Raw genomic sequence first — 23,043 nt, 5'->3', positions numbered from 1 at the left:
CTCCTTCATATGTATAAAGAGAAGGGATCATGTAAGCATGATCCCTTCTAGTCAGTTTAATCCAGATCCAGTTCTGAAATTCCTGTACCACGCGGGTTCATCAATGCCTGAATTGCAGTCAGGATGATCCAGAGTGTAAAGACGAAAATGATCGATCCGAAAACAAATAGCAATGTGTTTGGCGAATCTGCATACCAGGCCCATTGTAGGAAGACCTGTTGGAACATCGCCCATAACGTCATGAACATCAGGAAGATCATCGGTACGATCGTAATTACATAACTTCGCCCAAGTCTTTTCAGCCATATGGAAACCAGCAGTAAACTGATGCCAGCCAGCAGCTGATTAGAAGTTCCAAAGAGCGGCCACAATAAGTATCCGCCGGAACCGAAACCGTTTGGCCCTTCAGGAAGCAGCACAAGAGCAGCACTTGCCACAACAGCAATCGTTGTCGCTACATGTTTCTTCTCCAAAGAAGGGACTTTGTACTCAACGCCGAGTTCTGAAATGATGTAGCGCATCAGCCGGACTGATGTATCAAGCGTCGTTGCAGCAAACGATACTACGATAATTGAAACGATTGTCGCAGCGACGCTTGCCGGGATCAGCAGTCCTTCCGCCAACTGGGAGGCTCCTTGAATAAATGTACCAAGGCCCGCTCCGCTTGCTGCTTGGAAGCTGCTGTAAGTAGCAAAGAAAGCTTCACGGTTCGGGAAGAACGTGATAACCGCAATAATGGAAACCAAAGCCAAAATCCCTTCTCCAACAGCCCCTAGATAACCGACAAAGCGCGCATCGGTTTCTTTGTCCAGCTGTTTCGAAGAAGTTCCGGATGAAACAAGCCCGTGAAATCCGGAAATTGCTCCACAAGCAATAGTAATAAACAGCAGCGGGAACCATGAAACGTTCGCGTCCGGGTTGGAAATCGGCGCTGTGATTTGAGGATTGGTGAACAATAAGCCCAAATACAAAATACCCAGCCCTACTATTAATTGGTGTGAATTGATAAAGTCACGCGGCTGGAGCAATTTCCAAACCGGCAAGGTAGAAGCGATATACACATAAATCATTAAAATGGCGATCCAGATAAAGAAGGCGGTAGAGATCGCACCCAGCCCAAAGAGTCCCGCTCCTTCTTCACCACCCATATAACGGACCAAATCAATTTGCAGAAAACTGACTTGGCTCGAAACAATGGCTGTAATGTACATGACAGCCAGAGCGACAAGCGATGGCACCAACATTTTTTTATTTCTCTTGTAAACCGCATGCCCAATCCAAAGAGCAAGTGGAATTTGAATAAATACCGGCAGCACGCTCGCTGGAAAAGAAATGAATAAGTTCGCGATAACCCAGGCGAACACAGCGTTGACCATCAACACGAGTATTAGAATAATAAATAGGAATAATATCTTTCCGCGCTGGCCGATCAAACGGTGTGCCAGCGTGCCGACCGATTGCCCTTTGTTTCGTACCGATAGCGCAAGTGTTCCGAAATCATGGACACCTGCAGCAAAAACAGTTCCAAGGACTACCCATAAAACTGCAGGCAACCAACCCCAGTAAACCGCGATTGCCGGTCCGAGAATCGGGGCAGCTCCGGCCACGGAGGTGAAATGGTGGCCCCATAAAACAAATTTGTTTGTAGGGACGAAGTCAACTCCATCTTTGAACTTGTGTGCCGGTGTAACATAATTCGGATCAAGTTTAAAAATTTTCTCTGCTACAAACTTAGAATAAAAACGATAACCTAATGCAAAAATAAAGATTCCGATGACAGCAAGGACAATAGCATTCAAACACCTCAACTCCTTCTTATTTTTTACAAGTCTAAGTAAGCTTGTAAAATAAGCATAGACAATATTCAGAATAATGTAAACGTTATCAGGAGAATTTACTTGCTTTTTTCTTACTGAAGCTCATACAGTTTCAATTTTGTATAGATGGTTTCTAAGACAGGCACTGCCAATTGTTGAGACTTCGCTTTCTTCAGCAAATATCCCTGCAAATGATCCACTTCTATCGAATGCCCTTTTTCAACATCCCGCTGCATCGATGACTTCATTCCCGGGTCTAGGGACATGATTTTTTTAAATTGTTCTTCGGCAATAGTTTCTTTAATTGGTGCAGCTGCTCCTTTCATGACTGCTGTCAACTCTTCCAATAAAGCGCTAATCGTCCGCTTGCCGCTCTCCAGTTCCCGAACAGGGCCAATCGGTGACTCCATCGATGCTGTAATCCCTGACATTGCCGCGATAAACAAATATTTATGCCACATGTCCTGTATGATGTTCCGGCTCAATGCAAAATCTGCTTTTGTGCCGCTTAGCGCTTTTTTCACCCTTAAAATACGCTCTGTTTCTTCACCGGAACGCTCTCCAAAAACAAGTTGATGCATGGGGCTCGTCTGGATAATGGTCCCTTCGTGATCAAGTGTTGTTTCGATAAAACACAGGCCGCCAAGCACCTGTTCTTCGCTAAAAACATTTGCCAATTCACCAATATGCGCAAAGCCATTCAATAGTGGAAGAATCATGCTTTCTTTACCGACAAACGGGCGAATGTCCTGAATAGCATCCGGCAATTGATATGATTTTACTGTTAAGATGATCAGATCGTATTGGTCAACCGAATTTTCAGCTGTTACCAGTTTCGGCTCCAAATGAACATCTCCATTCACACTATGTACGTTCAAACCGGTTTCTTCGAGTTGCTTTTTGCGCCGCTCGCGTACTAAAAATGTAACGTCTTGCCCAGCCTCTAAAAGTCTTGCTCCGAAATAACCTCCTATTCCTCCAGCTCCTACTACAAGAATTTTCATCGCTTGTCATCCTTTCCATATAAATCATTTTGCTCTTGTTTTTTCATGTAATTCTTTAGAAATGATCTGGATAGCAGTTGGTGATCAGGAAATCCGGTACAGTCTACTTTCCAAAACTTACGTATAGTGTTTGTTTCCCAGCTTCCTCCTTAATTTACATACTGCTCGGCATCGATCATTAGTTTTGCAATATGCCGCTTCGTCAGAGTTCTGCCTTCACGCTGCAACCGGCACAGTTCTCCTGTCACAGCTAAAACAGCATCATGCATTTGCTTGCCGGAAGCAGAGCCTTGGATCAATTTACGGGCAGCCACTTCGACTTCCAAGAGCGCGTCATCAACAAGCGCTTTTGTTAGCGCAATTTTCAGCTCTTCGCCCTTTTCTCCGTTGCGTTCAAGCGCTTTTGCGGTACGCATAACAGCTGATTCCACTGCAAAAAGCGCAATTGCGATATCGGCTAGCTTCATAATCGTTTCTTGCTCTTCCCCCAATTTTACATCGTGGATTTCTGATGCCAAACCTGCTGCAAGAAGGAAAACCCGTCGAATGGCATGGACCGCTTCTATTTCCCGGGAAATGGGACCAATGGCTGCAATTTTTGGTAAGCGTATTTCTGTCAGTGCCCCCCCGACCAACCGTTCAAAAGGAATAACCCCTTTGGCAACTTTTTTAAAAAAAGTTCCTGGAATCAGCAGTCGGTTCACTTCGTTCGTCCCTTCAAAAATCCGGTTGATACGGGAATCCCGGTACATCTGCTCAATTTTGTACTCCTTGATATAGCCATAGCCACCGTGTAATTGGACAGCTTCATCGACAATATAATCCAATGTTTCAGAACCATATACTTTGCAAACTGCACATTCTACAGCATATTCCATCATCTGCTTGGCAATTAGCCCTTGGTCTTCTGATTCATATAATCCACCAAGCGCACCTTCCAAATATCCGGCTGTCCGGTACTGAAGCGATTCGGCCGCATAAATGCGCAAAGCCATATTTGCGATTTTCTCTTGTGTTGCGGTAAAATCAGCAATCGCTTTGCCAAACTGCCTGCGTTCTTTCGTATATTTCAATGCCAGTTCCAGTCCATATTTAGCGGCTCCCATACATGCTGAACCAAGATTATAACGTCCTATATTCAATACATTCAACGCAATAACATGGCCTTTCCCTGGTTCGCCTAGAAGATTTTCCGCCGGCACTTCACAGTCTTCAAAACTGACCGTCCGTGTTGAAGATCCTTTAATGCCCATTTTCTGCTCCTCTACCCCAAGAGATAAACCAGGAAAATCTTTTTCCACGATAAAAGCGCTCAACGCCGTGCCATCTATTTTGGCGTAAACAATGAACGTATCTGAAAAAGCAGCGTTTGTAATGAACATTTTCGTGCCATTTAAGATAAAGCGGGTACCGGCTTCATTAAGTTTAGCTGTTGTTTTAGCAGATAAGGCATCGGATCCCGCTTCGGGTTCTGTTAAACAGTACGCCCCAATCCATTCGCCTGACGCCAGTTTCGGCAAGTACTTTTCCTTTTGTGCTCTCGTTCCAAAATAGGTAATTGGCAATGTGGCAATACACGTATGATTAGAGTGGGCAACGCCATACCCGCCTGCTGAACCCAGTGATTCACCGACCAAACCTTTGCTTATTTTGTCTAAGCCGAGTCCTCCGTATCCTTCGGGAATGCTGTGTCCTAGAAGACCCAAATCACCTGCTTTTTTGAGAAGCCTTTTGACCAGTGTAAAATCTTGTTGTTCAATAGCTTCATTATTTGGATGTATTTCGGTTTCGAGAAAACGCTTTGCTATTTTGCCAATCAGACGATGCTCCTCGGTGAAATCTTCCGGAGTAAAGAGGCTTTCTGCTTTTGATGGCCCGCAAAGAAAACCTCCGCCATCATAAATGGTTGTTTTATCTTCCATAGCGGCCCTTCTCCTCTATTAAATGCTTTTCGAGCTTTGCTCTTAATTCTGCAGGCAACCTTTCGCTTTTTTGTGTTTTAAAATTAAAGTAAACTGCCCCTGCCTCTCCTTTGGCAATCAGTTCACCTGTTTTTTCATCCATTATTTGATGCACCAGCATAAAGCTGGAGTTCCCAATTCTGCTCACTTCCGTGAGAATCTTTAGTCGCTGGCTGAAATAGCCCTGGCGGAGAAAATCGCAATGAGCTGATATAAGAATGATTTTCCAATCTGCAATGTCCGTGCCTTGCCCAAGCTCCTCAAAAAAATCGGTCCGGGCTTGTTCCAAATAAATAAAATAGCTGATGTTGCTGATATGTCCAAGGGCGTCTGTTTCGCTGAACCGTACCTTTACAGTTGTTTCATGTGCCATGTTGTTCCTCCTCTTTCCAATACGCTTTTTATACAGCGTGCATGCCGCCATCTACAATAACAACATCTCCGGTGATATAATCTGATGCTTTCGATGCCAAGAACAAGGCGGCGCCTTTTAAGTCTTCATCTGTCCCAAACCGCCTTAAAGGAGTATGTTCCAGAAGCTGGTGCCCCCTCTTTTCAATCAATGCTTCAGTCATTTTGGTTGGAAAAAAGCCCGGGGCTAATGCATTGACGTTGATGTTGTATTGGCCCCATTTAGCGGCGAGATCCTTAGTGAATGTGATGACTGCACCCTTGCTTGTGTTGTAGCCGATGGTATCCATAAACCGGGGATCGCTTCCTCCAAGACCGGCGACAGAAGCGATGTTGATAATTTTTCCGCGTCCCTGTTTGATCATCGGCTCTCCTACTTCGCGGCTCATTAAAAAGGTTCCAGTGACATTAACATTCATGACTTTTTGCCAAGCATCAAGCGGCATATCCAAAACCGGCGCTCCCCATGTGGCACCGGAATTATTCACTAGAATATCAACTGTCCCGAATTCCAGTATTGTATTTTTCACTACATTTTTTACGTCTTCCGGATTGGTGACATCACAAGCAATCGCTAATGAGCGCACCCCTTTTTTCTTTAACTTATCGCTCATTTCCCGACAAGATTCCACTTTCCTGGAACATATGACCACATTCGCGCCCGCTTCAGCAAAACCTTCAGCTATTTGCGCTCCAAGTCCGCGTCCACCTCCTGTAACGATAGCTGTTTTTCCCTCAAGGTTAAACAAATCCATCACGTTCATCAGCTTATCCCCTATCTTATTGATATGTTAAGTTGCATACCAACTAGTTAGTATTTTCAGAATATTAATTACATGTTACCGTTTTCATTTTTCTAATGCAAGGCGCTTTCAAAGCGCAAATAAAAAGGCCATCAAGTTTTTACTTGATGGCCCTGCTGATTTTCGATTGTCTTGGCGCTTGTTTACTTTTTCATCTGGGCTTTGTTGTGCTTCTTCTGATTGACCTGCTTTTTAAAATTTTCCGTCTAGATTACCGTTTGTGCCGCTTTCAACTTCAAATCATCATTGGCTAATTTTTTATGCGGCTCTTTGTTCTCGCTCATGCAATATGCTCGATTCATAATGTATGTTTCTATATCTGCTACTATCACTTTTTAGACAGTAGAAGATTCCGTCAAAAAGTTTTTCACTTGATGCAAATCCACATTGCCCCCTGACAAAACAGCAACAATATTTTTATCGGCTGTCTCGAGCTTGCCAGAGAAAATAGCGGCAATTGCCACTGCACTCGAAGGTTCGATTAGCTGCTTGGTCCGCTCAAGCATAAATTGGAACGCTCTTTTGATTTCGTCTTCTGATACTAAAACAATCCCGTCCAAATGCTTCTGCAAAATCGGAAAGGTCAGATTGCCCGGCTGGGAGGTCCGCAGCCCATCCGCAATCGTCGTTGTGCCATGAATTGCTGTAATTTTATTGTTATTGATCGATAAGTACGTATCGTTAGCCATTTCCGGTTCTGCCGCAATCACTCTTATATGTGGCTTAGCGGCTTTAACGGCTGTCAGAATGCCGGCGAGCAAACCGCCTCCACCGACCGGGACCACTATGATATCGGCTTCTGGCACTTGATCGATCAGTTCCAACCCAACTGTTCCCTGTCCTGCAATAACGTCCGGATGGTCATAAGGCGGCACGTAAAATCCAGTGTTCTCTTCAGCGATCTGGATTGCTCTTGGAATCCGCTCAGCGGAAGTGGTGCCGCAATACACAACTTCCCCCTTATACGCTTTGATCGCTTCAACTTTTGCACGGTTTACGTCTTCAGGAACTACTATCGTTGCATGAATGCCCAATTCGGCCGCAATATATGCTACTGCTTGTCCGTGATTACCGGATGAAGCTGCCGTTACATAGTTAGCACCTTTTCTAACCGCATCTATGACCGCATTGGCAGCGCCGCGCACTTTAAAGGAGCCGGTTTTTTGAAGATGTTCCGATTTGAGGTAAATACGGTTTCCGCTTTTTTCATTCAGTAAGGCCGAAGTTAAAACCGGTGTTTGGCGGATGATGCCCTTTAGTTCCCGCTGAGCTTTTTTCACATCATCTATACTGACCATAACTCTCCCCCCTTTTATGAAAGCATTTTAACATAAATTTTTTTATTATTCTGTCTTTGGACTGACTATTCCAGCTAACTCTACAGAAAGTAAGGCGTTCCCATGTTAAACTATCCTTATAAAGGAAAGGGGCTGCTGCTATGTTGAAACGCTTGGTGGTAACTGGATACAAACAACATGAAATGGGGATATTCGATGATAAAAATCCTGGAATTCGTTTTATCAAAAAAGCACTGGAAAACCGTCTTCGTTCACTAGTTGATGAAGGGCTGGAGTGGGTTATTGTAAGCGGCCAGCTCGGCGTTGAAACTTGGGCGGCCGAGGTTGTGATCGATATGAAAAAAGAGTTTCCGGAATTGAAATATGCCGTGCTCACCCCTTTTCTCGAACAAGAAAAAAATTGGAATGAAAACAAGCAGGAGAAATACCGCACGATCATCGAAAGCGCGGACTTTCATCGAAGCTTGACCAATAAACCTTACGAAGCGCCATGGCAATTTATCGAAAAGAATAAGTTTTTCCTGAGAAACTCCGACGGCATTCTTATTGTATATGATGAAGAAACAGACGGGTCACCTAAATTCATTAAGCAAGAAGCCGAACGGTACGCTGAAAAAGCCGATTACGAAGTATTGACGATTACAGCAGACGACCTCCGTGTCGTGACTGAAGAAGAACAATTGGATGAATGGGGATAATCAATCAGGCCTCCAAGTGCCTGATTGATTTTTTTGACATTTGACTAATTTTATCGTCTTCGATAACCTTAAAACTTGTCTTTATCAAAAAGGATTACGAGGAGAAATTTATGAAGAAAGCTTCAAAAGTGTTTTATATCACATTCGTTTTAATTGTACTAACGGTTGCGTTCGGAGTTATCGCGCCAGAAAGTTTTGAAAAAGCGTCTGGAACGATCCGGTCGTTTATCGACACCTCATTCGGTTGGTATTATTTGATGCTCATGGCATTACTATTGATTTTTACCTTCATCATCATTATTAGCCCGTACGGAAAAATTCGTCTAGGGAAAGATTCTGACCGGCCTGAATTCTCGACTGTATCATGGATCTCCATGCTGTTCTCAGCGGGAATGGGGATTGGACTTGTTTTTTATGGAGCTTCCGAACCACTTTCCCATTTTGCCATCCAGCCTGCCACTGCTGATCTCGGAACAGATGCAGCTTTTAAAGAAGCGCTGCAACGCGCGTATTACCATTGGGGCATCCACATTTGGGCAATGTATGGAATGGTAGCTTTGTCGCTCGCCTTTTTCCAATTCAGAAAAGGGCAACCTGCATTAATTTCATCAACATTGAAGCCGATTTTCGGCAAGAAGATGGAAGGCCCTTTAGGGACGCTCGTCGATGTGCTTGCGGTTTTCGCAACAGTTTTTGGCGTAGCAACTTCACTCGGCTTCGGCGCTGCTCAAATTAATGGAGGGCTTGCTTATTTGTTTGGCATTGAGCAAGGCTATGTTGCTCAAATGATCATTATTGGCGTCGTTACCATCCTTTTTATTATATCCGCATGGTCAGGGCTCAATAAAGGAATCAAATATTTGTCCAATACTAATATGGTGCTTGCCATCACGTTGCTAATCCTTGTTTTAGTTCTCGGTCCGACGATTCTCATTTTAAATATGTTCACCGAAACTTTTGGCGCTTATTTTCAAAACTTGATCGGCCTTAGTTTCCAATCGGCTCCACTAAATGCAGAAAACCGTAACTGGTTAAACTCTTGGACCATCTTTTATTGGGCCTGGTGGCTTTCATGGGCACCATTTGTCAGTATGTTCATCGCCCGCATCTCAAAAGGACGGACCATCCGAGAATTTCTGATTGGCGTGGTTTTCGCGCCAACCGTATTTATTGCTATTTGGTTTGCCGCTTTTGGCACAGCCGCTATCGATATTCAAAAAAGCAGCTTTGATCTGACTGCTTTTCCAACTGAACAAATCTTGTTCGCAGCATTTAACCAATTGCCTATTGGTACATTGATGTCCATCGTGGCCATTTTGCTTGTCAGTACATTTTTTATCACTTCTGCAGACTCCGCCACTTTCGTGTTGGGAATGCAGTCGACAAACGGATCGTTATTGCCGAGCAATCAAATTAAAATTCTTTGGGGCATTGCCCAATCGCTCGTCGCCGCAATCCTGCTTTCTGTAGGCGGGCTGACTGCCGTACAAAATACCATCATTATTGCAGCTTTGCCGTTTTCGTTCATCATAATCTTAATGGTCATTGCTCTATTCAAGGCATTGAACGCTGAATTGAAATTGGCAAAACCTAAAAAATGATGCATAACCGTCTTCCATATTTCTAAAGGAAGGCGGTTTTTTTGCATACATAACTTTTACAGCGCAGGGTATAGGAAAAAGAAAGCAAAAAATGGAGGTGCTCGGTCTTATGGAAAAACAAACGAAATCGATTATTCAGGATTCTTTGGATGCCTTGCTGGAAAACCAGGAGTTCTTGCCGGAGCTGCAAGGGCAAATGAGAAATCAAGCGTTTACTTCATTAAGTTCCATTCTTTCAACTCCTAACAAAATACACAAATCGTTTCTCCGCATTCCATTGGATGATGGCCGCGTTGTCCGGATTCCCTCTTTTCGTGTGCAGCATAATAATGCACTCGGCCCATACAAAGGCGGCATCCGTTACCACGAAAGCGTCAATGAAGAAGAAGTTATCAACTTGGCATTTCTGATGACGTTGAAAAACGCGCTGCACAGCGTTCCATTTGGTGGCGGTAAAGGCGGCATTGTGATGGATCCGCGTAAATTTTCGGAAAAAGAATTGAATCTTATAGCCCGTAAATACGTCCGCTATTTTTCAGACGTTATCGGGCCCGACAAGGACATTCCCGCACCTGATGTCGGATCAGGTGCAAGGGAAATGGACTGGATGATGACAGAGTATAAAAAAATAACCAATGGCAGCGCCTATCTTGGAAGCTTTACCGGAAAAAGCATTGAAAATGGCGGTTCATTAGGCAGAAGAGAAGCGACAGGAAAAGGCGTTTACTTTACTTTCCACTATTTGCTTCATGATTTTATAAAAGAAAACGAACAGCAATTAAATTCGTCTGATAATATATTTGCAGCAACTGCTCTAGCCCACTATGGCCGGCCCTTGACGATGGCTGTCCAAGGCTTTGGAAACGTTGGATCTGTTGCGGCGCTTGAAGCTTACAAGAGCACCCACATCAATAACAAAGTTGTAGCTGTCAGCGATCGAAATGTTACATTATACAATGCAGATGGGCTGGATATCCTGACACTGGTCGAATTCGCCTCCGCAAATGGTGGAGATTTGCCGAATACAGAAGAACAGCTTCAACAAGCCAATGTAACAGCGGAAATTAGAGGACGGGATGAGTTAGTGACCTTGCCTGTCGATGTTCTTCTGCTCGCTGCTTTGGAAGACCAGATTCACTCTGGCAATATGCAAGCTATTCAGGCTCGGGTTATAGTAGAAGGGGCAAACGCTCCAGTCACGCAAGAAGCGGATGAATACCTGAGTGAACAAGGGGTTATCATAATTCCTGATATTTTAGCGAATGCAGGCGGTGTAATCGTTTCTTATTTTGAATGGCTGCAAGGGCGGGAGACCCAATTCTATTCGGAAGAAGAAGTTTACCGGATGTTGCTGGAAAAAATGAAAAACACAATGGATTTGATATTCCCGCAGTTTTTCGGAGATCCGTTTCCTCTTCGCCAAAACTGTTACATCCATTCGGTGCGGAGATTATCCACTATTTTATACCGCCAAGGCCAATTGTATTAGACCCCGAAGAGCCCTTCCCGGCTCTTTTTTATAGTTTCCGGGCAATCCCACTGGGGTAAATGCGGCCAAGCCTCGCCTGCATCAGAATAAATGGAGAAAGTGCTTTAAATCAGAAAAAAGGGGTATAAAAGATGAAGAACGAATAGAGGAGGCAAAAGCGTGATCTCAAAATGGAAAGAGCTAATGCTAATTGGTTTTTTATCTTTTTTATTGGCTGCTTGCAGCTCCGGCAACAACGACAACGATGATCTGCAGAATGACAATCCAGCTGTTGGAGGAGACGATGATACAGAAGAGCCTTCAGAAGAAAAAGATACTAACGAACAATTAGAAGAAGACGTGGTAGAAGATGAAGATGAAGACTAATCCGTTAGCATACAAAAAACACCTCCGATCCCAGCACTTTGTAAAGTGTGCCCATTCGGAGGTGTTTTATATTGTCCAAATCGTCCAGGCTAATCCATCAATGGTTTTTCATCGTTCCGATATTTGCCATCTGGATCTGCCCGCTTATCATCAGCGTTCTTTTTCTACATGCCATTCGTTCGCCGGTCATAAGAAACGGAATAGGCATCTTTGCGGAAATTCAGGATCCGGTCCTCCGAGCATTCAATCCCTTCGGTTACCGCAGTTGGATCAAAAATGGTCGATTCGGCGTTTTCCGCTTTTCCAGTAATCATCAAACGGCCAATTGTGAGTTTCTTTCGTTCTGCCGGCCATTCTTGCGTCGGGTCATCCGTTGGATCTTCTTCTTCCCCAAAGACGACATTCAGTTGAAAAGCTACCGGTCCTCGAACAAGCCGGTCTTCAAGATCAGCCTTATAATATTCAATTGACAGTGAAACGGCTCCCGTCAGCGATAACGTTTCCACTCCTGCTTCCGGTTCCCATTCGTATTTGATCGGCCTTTTGTTCTCTTGTGCGTCAATAAAATAAAAAGCATGTATGGCGTGATAACGCCCGGTAGCAAAACTGGCAGGCGCATGCATTTTACCCAAAATATCGATGGCAGCTCTGCTTTCAGGATATTTCGCAACCAGTTGAGCCAAATCCAATACACGGGGTTTTCCGTTCTTGAACGATTTAATGATGGTTAGCATTTCAGTAAACACTTCAGGTGTTTTCGCCATGAAAATAGGCGAATTCACTCCTACGATATTTGCCACAGCTCCTTCCGGCAATCGAAACTGGACAGCCATGCCTTTTACCGGGGACATGATATCGGTCCAAGTCGGGTCTGGTGAGCTATGGGAAAATCGGACAAGCGCCTTGACTTCCCCATGCTGGAAATGCGGTGCTATTGTAAAGTCTGACGCTGAACCATTTGCTGAAAAGATTCCTTCGTAGACATCTCCTCTGGCATGAGCACGCCGATATCCTGGATACTTTCCGAATACTTTCTCGATCTGATTGACTGCTGTTTCCGCTAATGGCTGTTTCTCCATTTCATCACCTCGTTGCTTTTGTTATACCCTTTTAAAGTGGAACTTAGCAGTGAAAATGCAAAACATTTAATATTGATCCGCGTACAGCCACCAAACTAATGTAGCAACCACCCCCGCTAAACTGGTAGAAAGAACGATCAAAGCATTGCCTACTTTCAACGCATACTCTTCTCCAGCAATGCCGCTGTAAAGGGCCGGAATAGACCATGGAAAATAATTTCCATATCCGATAGCGGCAATAATTTGTGAAAAAACGACCATCAAAACCATAAAACCTAAAGGAGCCAAATAACCTCTGCTCCAACTTGCAAAAAAAGCCAGGGGCGTACTTAAACTGATGGTCAGCAAAGTGGTAATCGATAGAACGAAAAGCCCTTTTTGCCAAACAGCCGCCGACCATCCGGCGAGGCCGATTCCCCACCCTATGAAAATACCGAAAGCCACCACATATGCACTTAACAGAGTTGTTGCCGCTAGAACCGTCAAGAACTTGGCGATAACCAAAATTCCCCGATGGTATGGCAAAGCCAAAAGGTCTTTTATCGTCCGGTCTGTATACTCCCTGCCAAAAATCCAGCTAGCAACAAAGCCGAAGATCAGCATTCCCCCTACCGCGATAATTTGGGCTAGCATTGAAAAATAGGCTTTCCAAGTGGCTTCTCCTGCAATTTGGGCTTTCGCACCAAGCAAACCAGTGGTTTTTGCAAACTCCGGATTTTTCAAAACGAACATGAAAAATCCACCCATCAAAGGAGCAATTGTGAAAGCGGCTAAAACCGCCCAGAGCAGTTTGGATTTTCGCAGTTTCAGCGTTTCCACCTGCAACGCAGCCAATATAGGGGTCATAAGAGCCTGTCTCCTTTCTGTCCGATGACCCGAAGAAAGTAAGACTCCAAGTCCTCTTCTTCCACCGCTAGTTTAGTCGGAGCAAGTCCTTGATAAACAAGAAAGCGAGCCACATCATCCGGGTGATGAATGGCTTCCTTGCAGTAGATTTCGATAAATCCCGCCTTGTTCAGGAAAGGAGCAAACCCAGCTGAAGCCAACGCTTCGAGGCCCGCTTTTTTTTCACGCATATCCAGCACAAGGCGCTGATTCAAAAGATGATGCAACTTAATAGCGTCTACTTCCTGAACTAGCCGACCTTCATGGATAATGCCCACCTTTGTTGCGATTTTAGCGATCTCTGTCAACAGGTGGCTTGAAATGAAAATGGCTACCCCTTCATTACAAGCCAGTTCTTGAAGAAATTCTCTAATTTCTACGATGCCTGCCGGATCTAGCCCATTAACCGGCTCATCCAAAATTAAAATCTCAGGTTTGTGCAAAAGAGCTTTAGCAATTCCCAAACGCTGCGCATTTCCCAGCGAAAGGTTTTTCGCTTTTTTATCTGCATACGGCGTCAATTTCAGCCTATCCATCACTTCGTCTACCACTTTAGGGTCAGCAATCAAACGGAGCCTGCGAAAAGCATGGAGATTTTCTTTTACTGTAAGCTCCGGATAAGCATATGGTGTTTCGACCATATAACCGACCTTTTCCCAAATAGCATAATTTTTAAGGTTCACCTTTTCCCCGCTAATGAAGCAAGTTCCAGCAGTCGGTTTGACCATCCCTAAAAGCATGCGGATGGTGGTTGTTTTTCCAGAGCCGTTCAATCCGATAAAACCGTAAATCTCCCCTTTTTTCACGCATAGCGAAAGATCTCTGACTGCCTGAAATCCGTTATAACGCTTCGTCAATCCTTCTGTTTGGATAAGGTTATCCATGTCTCGTCGCCCCTCTCGGCAGAACCGTCTAAACCTGATTTCCGCTTATATGGCCTGAAAGAAGAAAGTGCAATTATGCCATTAGTATGTTCTTCAACGCGAGAAAATTCAAGGCGAAATTCAGAAGGAAGTTGCCTTTTCCATTGAATATCTCATCAAATAACGGGAATACATATATAAAATCCAAAATTAAAGGAGGAACTGAACATGGATATGAAGCATGAAAACAATAAAATTTCCTTTTTGGACAACTCAGAAGAAATGGCGTTTATTTCTTATGTACCAAATGGCGATGTATTGACAGTGGACCATACCGTTGTCTCCCCGGAACTGGAAGGCCAGGGAATTGGCAAAAAATTGGTGGCAGAAGTTGTACAGTATGCACGTCAAGAAGGAAAGACCATTGACCCTCAATGTCCATTCGCCAGCGCTGTCATAGAAAAAACTCCTGATTTTCAGGACGTCTTGGAAAAGTAAACCACATCCGCGATAGCGGATGTTTTTTTGTCTTCCCTATTTGATGCAGGTTGTTTTACGCCTTTATTTGGGGGAACAGTAGAGACAAACAGCAGAAAGGGGTTTTCACCCGTGTCCCAGCCGTTTGAGGAAGCAGTCAGAAAATATTCACAGCCGTTTCAGACTTCAGAAGATTTGACGCCTCTGATTGAAGCCATCGGAGATGCAAAGATTGTCATGCTTGGAGAAGCGAGCCATGGTACTTCCGAGTTTTATACTGTCCGGGCTGAACTGTCGAAAAGGCTGATCCAAGAAAAAGGATTCACGTTAATAGCAGTTGAAGGTGATTGGCCATCATCACAGCAAGTCAATCGCTATATTCGGGGATATGACGGCAGCGGCAAATGCGCGGAGGAAGTGCTGCAGTCGTTTAAACGATGGCCGACTTGGATGTGGGCCAACGAAGAAATTGCCGAGTTTACCCGATGGCTGAAAAACTATAACGCAACTCACGATCAGAAGGTCGGGTTTTATGGGATTGACGTATACAGCCTGTGGGAATCGATGGAAGAGGTTGTCCAGTACTTGACCACTACAAACCCCGCCGGAGGAGACTTGGATTTAGCGAAAAAAGCATTTTCCTGCTTTGAGCCTTTTAACCGCCAACCTGAGAAATACGCCATTTCGTCAGCAAATTTCTCTGACGTATGCGTCGATGAAGTAACCAATCTTTTAACATCGATTCGAAACAACGAACATCACTACAAAGATGATCAGGAAAGTGGTTTGAACTTGGAGATTAACGCCCTTGTCGCCAAAAACGCGGAAGATTATTATCGGGCGATGGTTCAAAGCGGTGAAATTTCTTGGAATATCCGCGATGAGCATATGGTCGAAGCCATCAATGAAGTTCGGGATTACCATGGGCGCGACGCTAAAATTATCATTTGGGAGCACAATACCCATATCGGCGATGCGCGGGCAACCGATATGAAAAGAGACGGCATGCTCAATGTCGGACAAGTGCTGCGGGAGCAGAACCACCCGCAAGATGTCTTTGCTATCGGTTTCGGAACACATCGCGGCACTGTTATCGCAGCAGATTCCTGGGGATCTCCATATGAGCGGATTGCCGTCCCTCCCGCCCGAATCAATTCATGGGAAGAGGTTTTGCATCGAACCGGCGCTAATGATAAATTTTTAATTTTCGATAAAGAGAACCGTTCGCTATTTGAAGATTGGATTGGCCACCGTGCTATCGGCGTCGTCTACAACCCGGATTTTGAAGCTTATGGCAATTACGTTCCATCCAAAATCTCGCAGCGTTATGACGCGTTTATATTTATCGATGAAACTAAAGCATTAGTTCCTTTAGAAGTAGACAACCAGGTGGTCGATTAGTTGTTGCGCTTTTTTCTATGCGTATTCTCAAAGTCTAAATTCAAAGAAAAAGGCAGACCGTCTGAGGTCTGCCTTTTTTCATATAGAACTGCCGTCGTTGAGGCTGTATAAGTAATGCCAGTTGTCGGCTTTATACAACGCATGGATCGTCAAGCGGTCCCCTGTCCCAAGTGTCACTTCTTCTTGCGCAATTGCCACTACCATGGCAGTCGCTCCATTGTCCAAATTCAAATACACATCACCAACAGAAGGCCTTAACGCGTGCTTTTCTTTTATCACATCTTCAAGCTTTGCATCTTCTTCCAACTGTTCTGCAGACACTTTCGATTTATCCTGGTAGGTAATGTCATTGCTGCCAGGTTCCTCGCCAGGCACCATGACATAAAATTCCCGGGATTTCACCGTATTTTGGCGTGTCGTTATCACATCTTTCCCCTCAACCGCTTCAACTTTTTCAAACTCGTTCAAGGCATAGTGGTCCATATAATCCGGATCCGGTTTGGTGATTAAAATATAACCGCCTTCTTCTGCAGTACGGTCTTCACGAAGCGTATACTTTGCCCCTAAAAATAACAGCGAATCCATATGCTTCGGTTTGTAGTAGGTAACTTCTTCCGCCTTGCTCGCCACTTGCTCCATATCTTTGATCCGAAACATCAAAATCGACTTTTTAGCTAGGGGCTTAATGGAATAAATTTTATGCAGCTCATTGTTGTAATAAACAAATTGCCCTTTGCGTGCTTGAATTAATTTCATCTTTTCCCCTCCAATCCTATTATTTATACTCTGTAGATTTTAGAGGAAATAGCACCAGAAGTCCATGCAATCGATAAAATTGTCTGGTATGGTAGAACAAACAGAACAACAGGAAAGGAGCAAAGACATATGGACTTTAAGGACCGCGAAGAGTTCATCATCAAAAAATACCAGCAAGATGAAGAAATGATGATTCAACTTTATGCGCAATGGTGTTTGAACCACGGTATAGATCCTATCGCTTTGTACCAAAGCGCCTATCCCGGCCAAGTGCAAAACGAAGCGCTATTAAAGGCAGTCGAAGAGGCAGGGCAAGAAGAACTGGCAATTGACAGCGGTACTCTTTTAGAAGTACTGCAGGTTTTCGGGAATGACGATTTGGCTTTTGCGGTAACTGAAGAAATACAAAAGCTCCATAAAAAATAAAAGATCGAGTGCTTGGAGCACCCGATCTTTTATCTTTTTTTCTTTCTCAATTCTTTCGCCTTGTTTTCAATATAACTGGTTCGAAGGTTTTCATAACGGTTGGAAGCTATGTTGCTGTAAATTTTATCAAAACGTGATTCATCCTCTTTTTCTTCTTCCTCTTCCTCCGGCTCAATCAGTTCTTCTTCATTTCTTTCTTTTTCCATCATTGCCACCCCTTTGCCGTATGCAATCTGGTTCTTATAGAAATTTTCCCCGGTAGACCATGCAGTAAACACAAAGAAAAAACCGGACGCAGCTATTACTAGCCGCTGCCCGGTTTTTGCCCGACCGATTTCAGACAGTCACTTTTACGCTTTGAAGTTCTTTCCCAAGGAATTTTGCAAGTTCAAGCATGCCGAACTTGCCGGCAGCTGCTTCTGCATCTGAATTGTAGTTGGTGTTGGTATTCACATCATAAGTGAAGATTTCCCCTGCACTGTTGCGGATAAACTCGATTCCCGCCACAGTGATATTATTCTGGCGAAGGAACTCTTCGTATTTTTCAATAATCGGGTCATTAAATCCTTCTACCACTTGGAATTTCGGTTTTTCTTCTGCTTGTTCGCCGACCGGGCAGAACAAATCTTCGATACTGCAAGCATCCGCTGGACATAATTCAAAGCCTTCAGAAGTATCCACTTGCACCGCATAGACAAACTTGCCGCCAACAAATTCACATCGAGTGATAAACGGTTCCGGCGCTTGGATATACTGCTGGACAAGCGTAATTCCGTCAATAGACGGTTCAAAACCGCCGCCGTCCAGGTGTTCATGCAACGCTGCCATGGAATGGAATAATTGCACGCCCAAGCCTTTGCCCGCGCGGTTATGTTTAATGATGAAAGAGGATTCACCCAATTTTTCTGCCGCTTTGACAATTTGCTCTTTGCCGTTCGCCGCAATCGTTTTAGGAGTACGGATGCCTGCTGCGTTCAAAGCCATATACTGATTGACTTTGCTGACTTCTAGGCGAAGTGCCCGACTTCCGTTAAAGACTTTGCGGCCGTGGTGTTCAAGCCAAACAAGCAAAGATTCCGCCAGCTCAGGTGCGTAGCGATGACCGCGTGTATGGGAAGAAGCACTCATTCGGCTGTAAAACACGCCTTCAGGAGGTGCTTCGTTCAAATTCACTAAGCCTTCATCCGTAAACCAATTTTCGTAAGGCAAGCCAAGCTCATCAAGTCGTTTGAATAAATGTGTTGTCCATTCTTCATTTTCGTGAATTACATATATTTTTTCAGTCATGAAAAAGTCCTCCTATTTAGAAAGCGTTTCAAGCGCTTTTCGTTTTTCTTCTACCAGCGGCATTACTTTTTTCGAAAAGCGTTCCATTTCTTCCAGCTGCGGAGAAAATTGCAGAAGCAACAAATCAAGTCCCGCATTTTCATAAGCCAGAATTCGGTCAGCAATTTGTTCTGGCGTACCGATCAAATTCGGACGCAACCCCCGGTTGGACACCGAATAATCTTCTAGTTTCACTTGCTGTTCCAGTTGCGATTTGCTGACAAAATCGTTATAGCCAACATAACCGCTCGCGTCTTTCATATCGACAATGCGTGCATATTCTTCCTTAACTTCTTCTTCCGTATCACGGCATACTACATAAGCGGCCATGCCGAATGATTGCAATGGTTCTTTCCCTGCTGCTTGGCGAAGGTCTTTCATATCTTGAATTTTCTTTTCGATTTCCTCTACTGTTCCGCCGTGCATTACATAAGCATCGCAGTTCTCGACAATCGATTTTTTGCCGCGCGGGCTTTCCCCGCCTGCATACAAAATCGGATTCGGTCGCTGCACCGGCTTTGGCTCCAGGTGCGCATTTTGGATATCATAATATTTCCCTTTAAAAGAAAACTCATTTTGCGTCCACATGCCTTTTACTACTTCCAAAAATTCGTCCGTCCGTTCATAGCGTTCATCATGCTCTGTAAACTCGCCGCCGTATTGGCGTGCTTCTTCTGCCCACCATGCGGAAACGACATTTAACGTAAAGCGCCCGTTTGAGATTTGGTCAATGTTCGCTGCCATTTTAGCTGTAACAGCAGGATTATGGAAAGCTGGACGGATAGCTGTCATAATTTCGATCTTTTCAGTTACAGCGGCAATTGCTGCTGCAGTCGACCAAGCTTCAAGCGAATCAGCTTCCACTCCTTTTATATCATTCAAATTCAGTTCAGCAATCAACGTTGTATCATATCCCCATTTTTCTGCTGACTGCGTCACTTTTTTTGCGTATTCAAATGTGGTAGGCATATTTTCATCTTCTACATTTCGAAGCCATCCGCCAAAAATCGGCATCCAAAAACCATATCTCATCTCTACTCGCTTCCTCTCATCTATGAAGTGGTATTCGCTTTTCGGATTTTCATTTCCAAGAAAGCAGGAACTCATTTATTTTGACCTCAATGCTTTTTATCCAAAAGCTTAAATATTCAATTTTTATAGAATAAACGTATTATACAACAAAACCTTTTATTCTTACTAGTAAACTAGGTTATAAAATTCCTGCTAAATTCAAAAGACAGAAAATCTATCAACCTGACAGTCAATTCATCTTCAATTACCGAAAGAAGCCGGCATCACTACAGCCACCACTTCACCCGTTGCACAAAGCGTGTCTTCTGCAAACACTTCAACTGTAACTTTGAATTTCTTTGGATGAACTTCTTCAACTTTTCCAACAGCTTTCAATCGAGTTCCTTGGCGAGTCGGCTTCTTGTAGTCTACATGCAATGATGCTGTGACAAAGCGCGGCGGCTCTTCTCCGCTTCCTGGTTCAAAACCATTTTTTCGATGCAAAGCCAATGAAGCCGAACCGGTGCCATGGCAGTCTATAAGAGAAGCGATCAGCCCTCCATAGACAAAACCTGGTATGGCCGTATGTTCTTCCTTTGGTTCATAAAAAGTCATGGTTTCTTCCCCGAACCAGCTCGTACGAAAATGGTGGCCAGATGGATTTAAACGTCCGCAGCCATAACACCAAGCAAATGCTTCTGCATAATCGTCTTGTATCGCCTGTCTATTATTTATCGTCATGAAAGTACCTCTTTTCTTTTAGTCGAATATTTTCAGGAAAGGCCTTTATAATACGGGAATGAATATTATGTATGGTAATAGAAATAAATTTTCTTTATTCTATCATAGTATCGTTGAACTAAACGGACTATTCCGAACCTTTTAAACTACAGAAAAAAAACGGCTATGAAGCTTGATGCTTCATGCCGCTAAAAATTCCAAAGGAAAAAGCATGATCCTTTTCATCAGATCATGCTTTTCCTGTTGCTTCCCCTCTTCTTAAAGGGGGTTCTGCACGCGGAAAATTCAGTTAAATTCCTTCTACAAACTGTCATCTTCTGACGAATAACAAACCCTCGTCATTCTTACAGTTCACTTGCTCTGACTGCTAGTTGCCATTCCGGCATGTGGATTCACATCTACATTAGGTGACGATTAGTGGCAGCCAGTCTTTCAAATGCACTTACACAAAAAACTTACATCTTACTTTTGGTACACTTTCCATTAAGAAACTACTTGTAACATTGTTTCTCGACGAGAGTGAAAATCGCCAGTAAAGCAAATTTTCCGCCAAGGCTGTGCAATTCCTCGTCTGAAGGCGATTATAAACGATCTTTCTCAATTGCTCGTTTATTCGTTTCTTCCTACGGTAGTTCTGCCTTGTATAAGTAAAATACCCTTCCACTTTTCTTTTAAACCTCTTTTTTAAAAATTTATTAGAATCTTTACTAAATTTTAATTATTTTTTTACTTTTCCTTTTATGGAGGCTATACTAGTAATTAGTTCGTAATCCGTAATAAAAGGAGTGGTTTTATGGTCAAGAGTTTGCCGGCACGTTCAGAAGTGCGCCTAGAAGATACATGGGATTTAACAAGTTTGTTTTCTTCAGAAGAAGAATTTCATCAAGCCCTATCGGAGCTCGAAAAACAGACCGATGCTTTTCAGCAGCAGCATTCAGGGAAAATGGAAGATGCTTCTTCCATAGTTGGAGCACTGACTGCATATGCCGCGCTTTATGAAAAATTGGTTCCTTTGAGTACATACGCGAGCTTGGTATTAAGCACCGACCAGACGGATGATGCGGCTCAAATGCTTTCAAGCAAATTCGGCTCGGTCGCCGCAAAAATTAGCAGCAAGTTGTCCTTTGTAAACAGCGAACTTCTGAATTTACCTGAAGAAACACTTCAGCAGGCCATGAAAGAGTCTGATGAGTTTAAAGTTTACCTGGAGAAGTTGATCCGCAAAAAGCAATATCAATTGCATCCTGAAGTAGAAAAAACGTTAGCCGCTTATTCTTCCACTTTCAGTGCACCTTACGGCTTATACAATACAACAAAGATGGTCGACATGAAGTTTGACGATTTTGAAGCAGGAGGCAAAAGCTATCCGCTCAGCTACGTATCATTTGAAGGAGACTGGGAAGCAGAACCGGATGTCGAAATCCGCCGCGCTGCATTTACCGCGTTTTCAAATAAGTTAAAAGATTACCAGCACACGACAGCAAAAACTTACGATATGCAGCTGCAGGCTGAAAAAACAACCTCAGATTTGCGCGGCTACGATACCATTTTTGATTACCTATTATTCAATCAAGAAGTCGATCGTTCCCTATACAATCGCCAAATTGATTTAATCATGAAAGAACTTGCGCCTCATATGCGAAAGTATGCGAAATTGCTGCAAGAAGTTCATGGTCTTGGCAAAATGACGTTCGCAGATTTGAAGATTTCATTAGACCCTTCTTACGAACCGGAAATCACGGTTGAAGAGTCTAAAAAATACATCGATGATGCCCTTGCAATCATGGGGCCTGATTATTTGGAGATGGTTGACCGCTCGTATTCAGAACGATGGATCGATTTTGCGCAAAACACCGGAAAATCGACCGGCGCTTTCTGCTCAAGCCCTTATGGCGACCATCCGTATATTTTGATTTCGTGGACAGGGCGCATGAACGAAGTGTTCGTCTTAGCTCATGAACTTGGCCATGCGGGACATTTCTATAACGCTAACCGCGAGCAGAATGTCTTCAATGCGCGCCCTTCCCTCTATTTTATAGAAGCACCGTCAACAATGAATGAAATGCTCGTTGCCAATCACTTGCTTGAAAGCTCGAAAGATCCGCAATTCAAGCGCTGGGTCATTTCTTCCATCGTCGCCAGAACGTACTACCACAATTTTGTAACGCATTTGCTTGAAGCGGCTTACCAACGCAAAGTGTATGAGCGCATTGACGCCGGGCAAAGCGTCAACGCCGGCATTTTGAATACTTTAAAGCGTAATGTGCTTGAAGAATTCTGGGGAGACGCTGTGGAAATTACGCCTGGAGCGGAATTAACATGGATGCGCCAGCCGCATTATTACATGGGCTTATACCCATATACTTACAGTGCCGGTTTGACGATTTCCACACAAGTATCCAAGCGCATCTTAAAAGAAGGACAACCGGCAGTCGATGACTGGATCGAAGTACTAAAAGCTGGCGGCACAAAAACACCTGTAGAGCTGTCTCAAATGGCTGGCGTAGATATCACGACCGAACAACCGCTTCGCGATACCATTGCTTATATCGGCGAGCTAATAGACGAACTGGTCAAACTTACAGACGAAATTAAAGTGAAATAATAAAAAGCCGGACAGTATTTGTCCG

Annotated in this window: 22 protein-coding genes; 8 read left to right on the top strand and 14 right to left on the bottom strand. The window is 43.9% G+C overall.

Going from position 1 to position 23,043, the window contains the following annotated elements:
• Window positions 1–56 precede the first annotated feature (56 nt).
• The 6 genes from B0H99_RS08360 to B0H99_RS08335 all read right to left on the bottom strand — a co-directional run bounded on the left by B0H99_RS08360 (window position 57) and on the right by B0H99_RS08335 (window position 7,294).
• Window positions 57–1,799, bottom strand: a complete 1,743-nt coding sequence (locus tag B0H99_RS08360; protein ID WP_106533192.1) for a carbon starvation CstA family protein — start codon at window positions 1,797–1,799, stop codon at window positions 57–59.
• A 110-nt stretch (window positions 1,800–1,909) separates the two neighbouring features.
• On the bottom strand, window positions 1,910–2,821 hold the full coding sequence (locus tag B0H99_RS08355; protein ID WP_106533191.1) for a ketopantoate reductase family protein: 912 nt from the start codon (window positions 2,819–2,821) through the stop codon (window positions 1,910–1,912).
• 149 nt (window positions 2,822–2,970) lie between these two features.
• Window positions 2,971–4,743 (bottom strand): acyl-CoA dehydrogenase family protein, encoded by a 1,773-nt coding sequence (locus B0H99_RS08350; protein WP_106533190.1) that lies wholly within the window; start codon window positions 4,741–4,743, stop codon window positions 2,971–2,973.
• Complete coding sequence (locus B0H99_RS08345; protein ID WP_106533189.1) at window positions 4,733–5,155, bottom strand: acyl-CoA thioesterase; 423 nt, start codon at window positions 5,153–5,155, stop codon at window positions 4,733–4,735. Before B0H99_RS08345 ends, B0H99_RS08350 begins: the two co-directional genes overlap by 11 nt.
• Window positions 5,156–5,183: 28 nt before the next feature.
• Window positions 5,184–5,957 carry an SDR family oxidoreductase gene (locus B0H99_RS08340; RefSeq protein WP_106533188.1) on the bottom strand — a complete coding sequence of 258 codons (774 nt, stop codon included), beginning with the start codon at window positions 5,955–5,957 and terminating at the stop codon, window positions 5,184–5,186.
• Between the two features lie 374 nt (window positions 5,958–6,331).
• A complete protein-coding gene (locus tag B0H99_RS08335) occupies window positions 6,332–7,294 on the bottom strand; it encodes a threonine ammonia-lyase (protein ID WP_106533187.1) in 963 nt (320 codons plus the stop codon).
• A gap of 140 nt (window positions 7,295–7,434) precedes the next feature.
• Between B0H99_RS08335 and B0H99_RS08330 the strand changes: the two genes are divergently transcribed.
• The 4 genes from B0H99_RS08330 (at window position 7,435) to B0H99_RS08315 (ending at window position 11,448) form a co-directional block, all read left to right on the top strand.
• Entirely contained in the window at window positions 7,435–7,992 is a 558-nt protein-coding gene (locus B0H99_RS08330) for an SLOG family protein (protein WP_106533186.1), read from the top strand.
• 110 nt (window positions 7,993–8,102) lie between these two features.
• Window positions 8,103–9,593: a glycine betaine uptake BCCT transporter gene (locus tag B0H99_RS08325; protein WP_106533185.1), complete on the top strand. Its 1,491-nt coding sequence runs from the start codon at window positions 8,103–8,105 to the stop codon at window positions 9,591–9,593.
• 109 nt (window positions 9,594–9,702) lie between these two features.
• On the top strand, window positions 9,703–11,082 hold the full coding sequence (locus B0H99_RS08320; RefSeq protein WP_106533184.1) for a Glu/Leu/Phe/Val family dehydrogenase: 1,380 nt from the start codon (window positions 9,703–9,705) through the stop codon (window positions 11,080–11,082).
• 159 nt (window positions 11,083–11,241) lie between these two features.
• Window positions 11,242–11,448 (top strand): hypothetical protein, encoded by a 207-nt coding sequence (locus tag B0H99_RS08315; RefSeq protein ID WP_106533183.1) that lies wholly within the window; start codon window positions 11,242–11,244, stop codon window positions 11,446–11,448.
• A 164-nt stretch (window positions 11,449–11,612) separates the two neighbouring features.
• Here the strand turns inward: B0H99_RS08315 and B0H99_RS08310 are convergent, their stop codons facing one another.
• The 3 genes from B0H99_RS08310 to B0H99_RS08300 form a co-directional block, all read right to left on the bottom strand.
• Window positions 11,613–12,527: a catalase family peroxidase gene (locus B0H99_RS08310; RefSeq protein ID WP_106533182.1), complete on the bottom strand. Its 915-nt coding sequence runs from the start codon at window positions 12,525–12,527 to the stop codon at window positions 11,613–11,615.
• Window positions 12,528–12,593: 66 nt separating this feature from the next.
• Window positions 12,594–13,373, bottom strand: coding sequence for an ABC transporter permease (locus B0H99_RS08305; RefSeq protein WP_106533181.1), 780 nt, complete (start codon window positions 13,371–13,373; stop codon window positions 12,594–12,596).
• Window positions 13,370–14,296 (bottom strand): ABC transporter ATP-binding protein, encoded by a 927-nt coding sequence (locus B0H99_RS08300; RefSeq protein WP_106533180.1) that lies wholly within the window; start codon window positions 14,294–14,296, stop codon window positions 13,370–13,372. Before B0H99_RS08300 ends, B0H99_RS08305 begins: the two co-directional genes overlap by 4 nt.
• Window positions 14,297–14,503: 207 nt before the next feature.
• Here B0H99_RS08300 and B0H99_RS08295 point away from each other — a divergent pair, with 207 nt between their 5' ends.
• Both B0H99_RS08295 and B0H99_RS08290 read left to right on the top strand, forming a co-directional pair.
• Window positions 14,504–14,773 (top strand): GNAT family N-acetyltransferase, encoded by a 270-nt coding sequence (locus B0H99_RS08295; protein WP_106533179.1) that lies wholly within the window; start codon window positions 14,504–14,506, stop codon window positions 14,771–14,773.
• Window positions 14,774–14,884: 111 nt separating this feature from the next.
• Window positions 14,885–16,153: an erythromycin esterase family protein gene (locus tag B0H99_RS08290; RefSeq protein ID WP_245894461.1), complete on the top strand. Its 1,269-nt coding sequence runs from the start codon at window positions 14,885–14,887 to the stop codon at window positions 16,151–16,153.
• 78 nt (window positions 16,154–16,231) lie between these two features.
• On the opposite strand, the gene B0H99_RS08285 is transcribed toward B0H99_RS08290, so the two are convergent.
• Window positions 16,232–16,909: a hypothetical protein gene (locus tag B0H99_RS08285; RefSeq protein WP_106533178.1), complete on the bottom strand. Its 678-nt coding sequence runs from the start codon at window positions 16,907–16,909 to the stop codon at window positions 16,232–16,234.
• Window positions 16,910–17,038: 129 nt separating this feature from the next.
• On the opposite strand from B0H99_RS08285, the gene B0H99_RS08280 reads away from it, so the two are divergent.
• Complete coding sequence (locus B0H99_RS08280; RefSeq protein ID WP_106533177.1) at window positions 17,039–17,335, top strand: hypothetical protein; 297 nt, start codon at window positions 17,039–17,041, stop codon at window positions 17,333–17,335.
• Between the two features lie 29 nt (window positions 17,336–17,364).
• On the opposite strand, the gene B0H99_RS17830 is transcribed toward B0H99_RS08280, so the two are convergent.
• From B0H99_RS17830 to B0H99_RS08265, 4 genes are all read right to left on the bottom strand, one after another.
• Window positions 17,365–17,541 carry a hypothetical protein gene (locus B0H99_RS17830; protein WP_181313621.1) on the bottom strand — a complete coding sequence of 59 codons (177 nt, stop codon included), beginning with the start codon at window positions 17,539–17,541 and terminating at the stop codon, window positions 17,365–17,367.
• 130 nt (window positions 17,542–17,671) lie between these two features.
• Complete coding sequence (locus B0H99_RS08275; protein ID WP_106533176.1) at window positions 17,672–18,622, bottom strand: ATP-grasp domain-containing protein; 951 nt, start codon at window positions 18,620–18,622, stop codon at window positions 17,672–17,674.
• 12 nt (window positions 18,623–18,634) lie between these two features.
• Window positions 18,635–19,693: an LLM class flavin-dependent oxidoreductase gene (locus B0H99_RS08270; RefSeq protein WP_106533175.1), complete on the bottom strand. Its 1,059-nt coding sequence runs from the start codon at window positions 19,691–19,693 to the stop codon at window positions 18,635–18,637.
• A 240-nt stretch (window positions 19,694–19,933) separates the two neighbouring features.
• Window positions 19,934–20,413 carry a PaaI family thioesterase gene (locus B0H99_RS08265; protein WP_106533174.1) on the bottom strand — a complete coding sequence of 160 codons (480 nt, stop codon included), beginning with the start codon at window positions 20,411–20,413 and terminating at the stop codon, window positions 19,934–19,936.
• Window positions 20,414–21,206: 793 nt separating this feature from the next.
• On the opposite strand from B0H99_RS08265, the gene pepF reads away from it, so the two are divergent.
• Window positions 21,207–23,018 carry an oligoendopeptidase F gene (gene pepF, locus B0H99_RS08260; RefSeq protein WP_106533173.1) on the top strand — a complete coding sequence of 604 codons (1,812 nt, stop codon included), beginning with the start codon at window positions 21,207–21,209 and terminating at the stop codon, window positions 23,016–23,018.
• Window positions 23,019–23,043 lie beyond the last annotated feature (25 nt).

Origin of the sequence: Planomicrobium soli (genome assembly GCF_003014655.1) — a bacterium.
Taxonomy (GTDB): Bacteria; Bacillota; Bacilli; order Bacillales_A; family Planococcaceae; genus Planococcus; species Planococcus soli_B.
The sequence above is the reverse complement of the archived record's forward strand: the minus strand, read 5'-3'. Positions and strand labels throughout refer to the sequence as shown.

Coding starts and splice junctions, on each gene's coding strand:
- B0H99_RS08355 (WP_106533191.1), bottom strand. CDS start 2,821: ATGAAAATTCTTGTAGTAGGAGCTGGAGGAATAGGAGGTTATTTCGGA.
- B0H99_RS08350 (WP_106533190.1), bottom strand. CDS start 4,743: ATGGAAGATAAAACAACCATTTATGATGGCGGAGGTTTTCTTTGCGGG.
- B0H99_RS08345 (WP_106533189.1), bottom strand. CDS start 5,155: ATGGCACATGAAACAACTGTAAAGGTACGGTTCAGCGAAACAGACGCC.
- B0H99_RS08340 (WP_106533188.1), bottom strand. CDS start 5,957: ATGAACGTGATGGATTTGTTTAACCTTGAGGGAAAAACAGCTATCGTT.
- B0H99_RS08335 (WP_106533187.1), bottom strand. CDS start 7,294: ATGGTCAGTATAGATGATGTGAAAAAAGCTCAGCGGGAACTAAAGGGC.
- B0H99_RS08330 (WP_106533186.1), top strand. CDS start 7,435: ATGTTGAAACGCTTGGTGGTAACTGGATACAAACAACATGAAATGGGG.
- B0H99_RS08325 (WP_106533185.1), top strand. CDS start 8,103: ATGAAGAAAGCTTCAAAAGTGTTTTATATCACATTCGTTTTAATTGTA.
- B0H99_RS08320 (WP_106533184.1), top strand. CDS start 9,703: ATGGAAAAACAAACGAAATCGATTATTCAGGATTCTTTGGATGCCTTG.
- B0H99_RS08310 (WP_106533182.1), bottom strand. CDS start 12,527: ATGGAGAAACAGCCATTAGCGGAAACAGCAGTCAATCAGATCGAGAAA.
- B0H99_RS08305 (WP_106533181.1), bottom strand. CDS start 13,373: ATGACCCCTATATTGGCTGCGTTGCAGGTGGAAACGCTGAAACTGCGA.
- B0H99_RS08300 (WP_106533180.1), bottom strand. CDS start 14,296: ATGGATAACCTTATCCAAACAGAAGGATTGACGAAGCGTTATAACGGA.
- B0H99_RS08295 (WP_106533179.1), top strand. CDS start 14,504: ATGGATATGAAGCATGAAAACAATAAAATTTCCTTTTTGGACAACTCA.
- B0H99_RS08285 (WP_106533178.1), bottom strand. CDS start 16,909: ATGAAATTAATTCAAGCACGCAAAGGGCAATTTGTTTATTACAACAAT.
- B0H99_RS08280 (WP_106533177.1), top strand. CDS start 17,039: ATGGACTTTAAGGACCGCGAAGAGTTCATCATCAAAAAATACCAGCAA.
- B0H99_RS17830 (WP_181313621.1), bottom strand. CDS start 17,541: ATGGAAAAAGAAAGAAATGAAGAAGAACTGATTGAGCCGGAGGAAGAG.
- B0H99_RS08275 (WP_106533176.1), bottom strand. CDS start 18,622: ATGACTGAAAAAATATATGTAATTCACGAAAATGAAGAATGGACAACA.
- B0H99_RS08270 (WP_106533175.1), bottom strand. CDS start 19,693: ATGAGATATGGTTTTTGGATGCCGATTTTTGGCGGATGGCTTCGAAAT.
- B0H99_RS08265 (WP_106533174.1), bottom strand. CDS start 20,413: ATGACGATAAATAATAGACAGGCGATACAAGACGATTATGCAGAAGCA.
- pepF (WP_106533173.1), top strand. CDS start 21,207: ATGGTCAAGAGTTTGCCGGCACGTTCAGAAGTGCGCCTAGAAGATACA.